Below are 7029 nucleotides of genomic sequence, written 5' to 3'. Positions count from 1 at the left end.
ATCAGACCTGGACGCACAACTCCTCCAACGAGCTGACCGTGAACGTGGGCGGCAGCACCCTGTGTCTGGACGCGAACGGCAAGGGCACGACCGCGGGCACGAAGGTGATCGTCTACTCCTGCAACGGCCAGACCAACCAGCAGTGGAACCTCAACTCCAACGGCACCGTCACCGGTGTGCAGTCAGGGCTCTGCCTGGACGTGACCGGAGCCTCCACGGCGAACGGCGCCCTGGTCGAACTGTGGACCTGCAACGGCGGCAGCAACCAGCAATGGACCCTCGGCTGAGTTGATCCCTCCCCGCTGGCGCTCGGCCCGCCGCCCCGGTGAGCCGAGCGCCAGCGTTCGCCGCGTCACGCGCTGCTCTGCCACTCGATCGATGAATGCGCATCGCCCGGCTGCGGCCGGACGGGTGAATCAGGGCCGCGCCTCGCCATCGGCGGCTGTGCCAGGATGAGCCGCATGCCTTCAGATCTGGAAACCTCTGCCGGGCACGGGCGTCAGGCCATGGCGAACGATTACGACGGTTTCGCCGAGGCGTACGCGGCCGAGACCGAGTCGAACCTCATCAACGGCTACTACACCCGGCCGGCGGTCCTGGATCTGGCCGGTGACGTGGCCGGGCGGCGGATCCTCGACGTCGGCTGCGGCGCAGGTCCCCTGCTCGAGTCGTTGCGGGAGCGGGGCGCCGTGGTGACCGGAATCGACCCCAGTATCAAGATGCTGGAACTGGCCCGGCGACGGCTCGGCGAGGGCGCGGCCCTGCTCCGGGCCGGTCTGGGCACCGGTCCGCTGCCATTCCCCGACGGCGCCTTCGACGACGCGATCGCCTGCCTGGTCCTGCACTACCTGGAGGATTGGAAGGGGCCGCTCGGCGAACTGCGGCGCGTGCTGACCCCCGGCGGCCGGCTCATCGTGGCCGTCAACCACCCCTTCGTCTACAAGGTGCTGTATCCCGATGCCGACTACTTCGCGATCCGCGAGTACTCGGAGGAGTACACCTTCAGCGGCCAGCGCGGCACGCTGACCTACTGGCACCGGCCGCTGCACGCGTTGACCAGCGAGTTCACCGCCGCCGGCTTCCGGATGACCGTCATCAGCGAACCGCCTGCCGCGCCTGGCGCGCGTGAGCACTTCCCCGAGGTCTTCGCGAAGAAGCCCTCGGGGGAGTTCCTGTGCTTCCTGTTCCTCGTCCTGGAGGCCGCCTGAGCGCTGGGCGCGCGAGGCGGTTGATCCGTCCGCCGCGCTTGGGCTGCGGTCCGTTTCCGGCTAGCCCGTCCGGGTACCGGCTCGCAGGACACTCCGCCCGGGCTGGGCGATCCTGAAGGAGGCGGACGGGCACTCGCGGCGCACCGCCGTGCCCGAGCCGTCGCCACGGCCCGCGCGTCAGAGTTCTCACTTCCCGGTCCGGTCGGCCGGAAGCGGTGGCACGCCGAGGCACGCAACCGGCGGCGGCCCGTAACAGAGAGGGTCCGCATATGTGCCGCTGGCTGGCATACACCGGTTCGCCGGTCGTCCTCACGGCCGTTCTCTACACTCCTGTGCACTCGCTGATCGACCAGAGTCTTCACGCCAAGCTGGGAGCCGAGACGACCAACGGCGACGGGTTCGGCATCGGCTGGTACGACGAGCGCCCGACCCCCGGGGTGTTCCGCAGCACCGAACCGGCCTGGAACGACGCCAACCTGCGCGAGGTCGCCTCCCACGTCGCCTCGCCGCTGTTCTTCGCCCACGTGCGCGCCGCGATCGGGTCGGCGGTCCAGCAGACCAACTGCCACCCGTTCCGCCACGACCGCCGGCTGTGGATGCACAACGGGTTCATCGACGGCTACGCCCGGGTCAAGCGCGAACTCGCGATGGCCGTCGATCCCGCGCTGTACCCGCAGATCGCGGGCCAGACCGACAGCGAGATCCTGTTCTACCTCGCGTTGACCTTCGGGCTCGAAACCGATCCCGTCGGGGCCGTCGCGCGCGCCGTCGGCCTGGTCGAGGCGACCGGGCGGGCGCACGGCGTCGCCTTCCCGTTCCAGGGCACGATCGCGACCAGCGACGGAGCGTCGCTGTGGGCTTTCCGCTACTCCAGCGAGGGCAGGACACGTTCGATGTTCTTGACGCGCGACATCCCGACGCTGCGCGAGATGTACCCGGACCGGGAGATCCTGCACGCGGCCAGCGACGACGCGCGGATGGTGGTCTCCGAACCGATCGGCGATCTGCCCGGCGCGTGGCTGGAGGTCCCCGAGTCGACGGTGGCCGTCGTGAGCAGGGGGCGCGAGGAACTGCGGCCGTTCACGCCGACGGGAGCGAACACCCGCTGAAGCGAGAGCGCGGCGGCGGACGCGTCGGCGACGACGCGCGGGGCGCACCCGCCGCACCCGCCTACTCGGGCCACGTCACGTCGAGGAAGTCACCCCGGTCCTCGATCCGGGTGCCGAAGGGGGCGCAGGCGCCGTCCAGCCGGAATCTGATCCGCGCGTACTCGAAGGGGTCGGCCAGCCTGGTCCGGCACCCGTCCACCGCGATCGGGATCGCCCGGGTGCGTACCGGCCGGTGGCCTTCGAAGGTCACCAGCCACAGCAGCCCGAGATCATTGCGCAGTATCGGGTCCACCCGGTAGTCGTCGATGAAATCACCCAGGTCGAACAGGACCCGGCGGGTGAAGCCGTGGAAGACGTGAGCGCAGTGCCCGATCACCAGGTCCGCGCCCGCGTCGACCAGCGCGGCCGCCGCGTGCCGCACGTGCCGCACCGGCCGGTCCACCATGTTCGGCCCCCAGTGCACGGTGACCAACGTCAGGTCCGTGTGCTCGCGCAACTCCCGCACGCCGTCCGTGAGCCAGGCCGGCACGGCGTCCTTCAGGTCCGCGAACGCGACGCCCGGTTCGTGCCCACGCGCGGCGAACTGTTCCGGGTGGTCGGTCGCGGCCATCACGCCGATCCGCAGCCCCCGCCGTTCGAACACGGTCGCGGCGCGCGCCTGCGTCTCGTCCGCTCCCGCGCCCACCGCGCGTATACCCGCCTCGGTCAGCGCCGCCCGGGTGTCGAGCAGCGCCTCGGGGCCGAAATCGAGGGCGTGGTCGTTGGCCAGACAGGCGCCGTCCACACCGAGCCCGGCGAGCACCTTGGCGGCGAGCGGCGGCGCCCTGAAGAAGAACGGCTTGCCGGGAATCCGCGTGTACGGCGCGCCGCCCTCGGAGATGCAGCACTCCAGGTTCACCAGGAACAGGTCGGCCTCGGCGACCGCGTGCTCTATCTCAGGTGCGAACAACGCGCCGGTACCGTGACGTGACAGGTGCTCGGCCACGCCGCGCCCGAGCATCGTGTCGCCCGCGAGGGCCACCGTGATCGCCATCAGGCCACCACCTCGACAACTGGATCCGCCTACCGTGAGTCTGCCCCGGCCCGGCGGCCACCGGCAGGGCCGCAAGACCCGCCTCGCGCGGCCCCGCCCGCCTCGCGCCGCCCGCCTCACCACGCCTCGCCTCACCTCGCGTCCCGCACGCGATTGAGCCGCGGCTGCGATCAGTCGGATCCGCAGCTCGTATTGGACAGTGGCGGGGCGCCGGGGCAGGGTGGACGAGCAGGCAGACCGTCCGCCGCGCGCAGAAGGAGAGTCGCATGGGCTACACCGCCGCACCGGAGCGCTACGACGGCGCCGCGTTTCGCCGCTGCGGACGTTCCGGGCTCGATCTGCCGGCCGTCTCGCTCGGCCTGTGGCACAACTTCGGCGACACCCAGCCACTGGAATCGCAGCGCGCCATCCTGCGCCGAGCCTTCGACCGCGGGGTGACCCACTTCGACCTGGCCAACAACTACGGCCCGCCCTACGGCGGCGCCGAGCTCAACTTCGGCACCCTGTTCGCGCAGGACCTGCGCCCGTACCGGGACGAGCTGGTCATATCCACCAAGGCGGGCTACGACATGTGGCCGGGGCCGTACGGCCAGGGCGGCGGCTCGCGCAAGTACCTGCTGGCGAGCCTGGACCAGTCGCTCGCCCGGATGGGCCTGGACTACGTCGACGTCTTCTACAGCCACCGGTTCGACCCGAGCACACCGCTCGAAGAGACGATGGGCGCGCTGGACGCGGCGGTACGGTCCGGGAAGGCGCTGTACGCCGGGATCTCCTCCTACAGCCCGCAGCGCACCCGGCAGGCGGCGGCGATCCTCGCCTCGATGGGCACACCGCTGCTGATCCATCAGCCCTCGTATTCGATGCTCAACCGCTGGATCGAGCACGGCCTGCTGGACGCGCTCGAGGAACTCGGCGTCGGATGCATCGCGTTCTCACCGCTCGCGCAGGGCATGCTCACCGACAAGTACCTCGGCGGCGTCCCCGCCGGATCCCGCGCGGCGCGCGAGTCCTCCCTCTCGGCTGAACTGCTCAGCGAGCGCAACCTCGAACACGTGCGCGCGCTCAACGCGATCGCCGCCGAGCGCGGGCAGTCGCTCGCGCAGATGGCGCTCGCCTGGGCGCTGCGCGACCGGAGGGTGACCTCGGTCCTGATCGGCGCGAGCAGCGTCGGCCAGCTCGACGACAGCCTCGGCGCGCTGGAGCGGCTGGAGTTCGACGACGACGAGCTGGCCCGGATCGACAAGCACGCCGTGGAGTCCGGGGTCAACCTGTGGGCGGCCTCCAGCGAGGAGTGACCGGCGGCGGGGACGGACCGGCTCGGGCCGGCTCGGGCCGGTTCAGGCCGGCTCGGACCGGTTCAGGCGAAGCGGCACAGGGCCCCGATGCCCTGCGCCGGCGCGCCCGCGCGACCCGGGGTGAGCACCCTTACATCCGCGTCGGCCAGCAGCGCGCTGCGGATCGCCGCGTCGGTCAAAGGCGCTTGGAAGGACCACGGCCACGCGGCAGTCAGGGGGCCCGGCTGGGCGGCGAGGTCGCCCGCGCCGGGACCGATCCACAGCGTCCGGCGGTCGCCGGGATCATCGGTCACCAGCAGCGTGCTCACCCGGCCTTCGGCCAGCGCGTCGGCGGTCGCCTGCGTCCCGTCCACGGCCGTTCCGGCCCGCCCGAGTCCCTCGGCCACGGCCGCGATCATCCGGCCCGTCTCCGCGTCGACGGCCTCGCGTACCGCGCGCGCAACGTGTTCCTGCTGGTAACGGCGCTCGCCGCGGGTGCCGGGGACGTGGGTGATCCGCACCTGGCGCCGCACGCGGGTCGGCAGGTAACGCTCCAGGAACTGCACGGCCCGCACGTCGCCCGCGATCAGCAGCAGCGACGCGCCGCTACGGTCGAGCTCGTCCGCTATCGCCTCGGCGACGTGCGCCCCGTTGTGCTGCCAGGAATCCTCGGCGCGGTGCTGGTAACGCATTTGAGCCGTGCCGCCGGGCGCGTTGCGTTCGATCTCGTCATCCGGGCCGTGGATCGTGCGCATCAAAGGCGTCTGCCGCCCTGCGGGCTGGCTGAAGAGGTCCGCACCGGCGCGATCCACCAGCGCCAGCAGGTGAGCGGGCCGTTCCTGGAACCAGCGCAGCACCGGCAGCACCCGGGGCACGGGCGCGTACACCGCCATCTCGGGCGTGTCGGCCCCGGCGAGGTGGAACGAGGCCAGCAGCCGGCCGCCGGCGAGGAAGAACGCCTCGACGCCCGGCTCCTCGGTCAGGCTCGCCAACTGCATCCGCGCGAGCTGCAGGGTTTCGGGATCCAGCCCCTGCTGCGCCAGCGACGCGGCCAGACCCCGCCGGCGCAATCGCAACTCTCCCTCGGCGCCCTGGCCCGTGCGCGCGTAGATGGACGCGACCGGCCCGGTGGCCAGCAAAGGCGCGCGTACCGGATCGGCTACTGTTCGGCTGATCGTCCGCATGGCTGCTCCTGAAGTCGGCGCCGGCGGCCCGAGCCGCGACGCTCCGCAACGCGCGTGCGGCTTGGGCCGCCCGCGTCGTACGGCTGGCCCTGCAACTCGTTTCCATGCTGGTACGTTCCTCGGCGTACTTCCAGGGCCGGAAGGCCCGGGCAGAACGCGACGCGGTACCGGCGCCACTTGTCAGGCACGGCCCGGGCGCCCCCGGCGCGGGCCGCCGGCCTCCCGCTAATCGCCTTCCGCGCAGATCGCCTCGACGAAATGGCCGACCTGCTCGTCGGACAGGTGCCTGGCCAGGTCCGCCTCGCTGACGACACCCACCAGGCGGTGCCCCTCGAGCACCGGCAGCCGCCGGATGCGGTGCTGCTCCATGATGCGCAACACCTGGTCGACTTCGGTGTCCGCGGCGACGAACACCGGCGTGCCCTGAGCCAGTTCGCCGGCAGTCATGCGGCGCGGGTCACCGCCCATGGCGACGCACTTGAGCACGATGTCCCGGTCCGTGATGATCCCGTGCAACCGGTCGTCCGTGCCGCAGATCGGCAGGAACCCGACGTCCAGCTCGCGCATCCGCCTCGCGGCGGCTTCGAGCGTCTCGCTCTCCTGTACGCAGGTGGCTCCCCGGTGCATGATGTCGCCCGCATTCGTCATCGTCGCCTCCTAGATCGCCGCCGTGGCTCGGACGGGCCGCGGTAGTAGGCAGTCTTGAACGCACCGCCGAGGCCGGTAGGGCCGAAAGACCCGGCCGCGGCCCCGCCGCGTACCAAGGAGCCGGTCGAACGGTTGCTGGAGGTGCGCAGCGCCTCATCGCCTGCACGACGCGGTGCGGGTGCGGGTGCGGGTGCGGTAGCGCGAGCGACGGTGGCGCGGCGGTCTGAACCGCCGCGCCACCGTCGTGTGCCGTGCCGCTTGACCAAGTGCACTCGGGTTCAGCTGGTGCTACAGGACACTGATGGCCATGTCCATTGGCCGTTCGTGGAGATCGTGACGCCGAAGTTGTTGCCGCTGCCGTTGGGTTTGGCGACCATCACGTACTGGCTGGGCCAGCTGGCGCTGACGTTCCAGGTGTTGTAGACCACCGCGGGGGCGACGAGGTTCATCGTCACGGTCCAGGTGTTGGAGCCGCTGACCGAGACGTTGAGGTTGTACCAGTTGTTGCCGACCGTGCCGGCCGACAGCGTCGCGGTGCAGCCGCCGGTGCCGCCACCGCCGCCTCCCGTACCA

7 protein-coding genes and 1 pseudogene are annotated in these 7029 nt (G+C 71.3%); 4 read left to right on the top strand and 4 right to left on the bottom strand.

The features are described 5' to 3' along the window. The 3 genes from KGA66_RS27270 to KGA66_RS27260 all read left to right on the top strand — a co-directional run. Positions 1-287: ricin-type beta-trefoil lectin domain protein (locus tag KGA66_RS27270; protein WP_211472157.1), on the top strand; the 287-nt coding region annotated here is incomplete at its 5' end. A gap of 174 nt (positions 288-461) precedes the next feature. Then, positions 462-1208 carry a class I SAM-dependent methyltransferase gene (locus KGA66_RS27265; RefSeq protein WP_211472155.1) on the top strand — a complete coding sequence of 249 codons (747 nt, stop codon included), beginning with the start codon at positions 462-464 and terminating at the stop codon, positions 1206-1208. A gap of 269 nt (positions 1209-1477) precedes the next feature. Next, positions 1478-2317, top strand: a complete 840-nt coding sequence (locus KGA66_RS27260) for a class II glutamine amidotransferase (RefSeq protein WP_211472153.1) — start codon at positions 1478-1480, stop codon at positions 2315-2317. 61 nt (positions 2318-2378) lie between these two features. Here KGA66_RS27260 and KGA66_RS27255 read toward each other — a convergent pair whose 3' ends face one another. Next, positions 2379-3350 carry a CapA family protein gene (locus KGA66_RS27255; protein ID WP_211472151.1) on the bottom strand — a complete coding sequence of 324 codons (972 nt, stop codon included), beginning with the start codon at positions 3348-3350 and terminating at the stop codon, positions 2379-2381. Between the two features lie 266 nt (positions 3351-3616). On the opposite strand from KGA66_RS27255, the gene mgrA reads away from it, so the two are divergent. Next, positions 3617-4645 (top strand): L-glyceraldehyde 3-phosphate reductase, encoded by a 1029-nt coding sequence (mgrA, locus tag KGA66_RS27250; RefSeq protein ID WP_211472149.1) that lies wholly within the window; start codon positions 3617-3619, stop codon positions 4643-4645. A 62-nt stretch (positions 4646-4707) separates the two neighbouring features. Here the strand turns inward: mgrA and KGA66_RS27245 are convergent, their stop codons facing one another. The 3 genes and pseudogenes from KGA66_RS27245 to KGA66_RS27235 form a co-directional block, all read right to left on the bottom strand. Then, entirely contained in the window at positions 4708-5808 is a 1101-nt protein-coding gene (locus tag KGA66_RS27245; RefSeq protein ID WP_211472147.1) for a baeRF2 domain-containing protein, read from the bottom strand. A 225-nt stretch (positions 5809-6033) separates the two neighbouring features. Next, the gene (locus KGA66_RS27240) at positions 6034-6456 is read right to left on the bottom strand and encodes a CBS domain-containing protein (protein WP_211472145.1); all 423 of its coding nucleotides are present in this window, start codon (positions 6454-6456) and stop codon (positions 6034-6036) included. 278 nt (positions 6457-6734) lie between these two features. Further along, a pseudogene (locus KGA66_RS27235) lies at positions 6735-7029 on the bottom strand (polysaccharide deacetylase family protein); the annotation flags it as partial.

The organism is Actinocrinis puniceicyclus, assembly GCF_018283645.1.
Lineage (GTDB): Bacteria > Actinomycetota > Actinomycetes > Streptomycetales > Catenulisporaceae > Actinocrinis > Actinocrinis puniceicyclus.
This window is presented reverse-complemented; position numbering and strand designations above follow the sequence as displayed.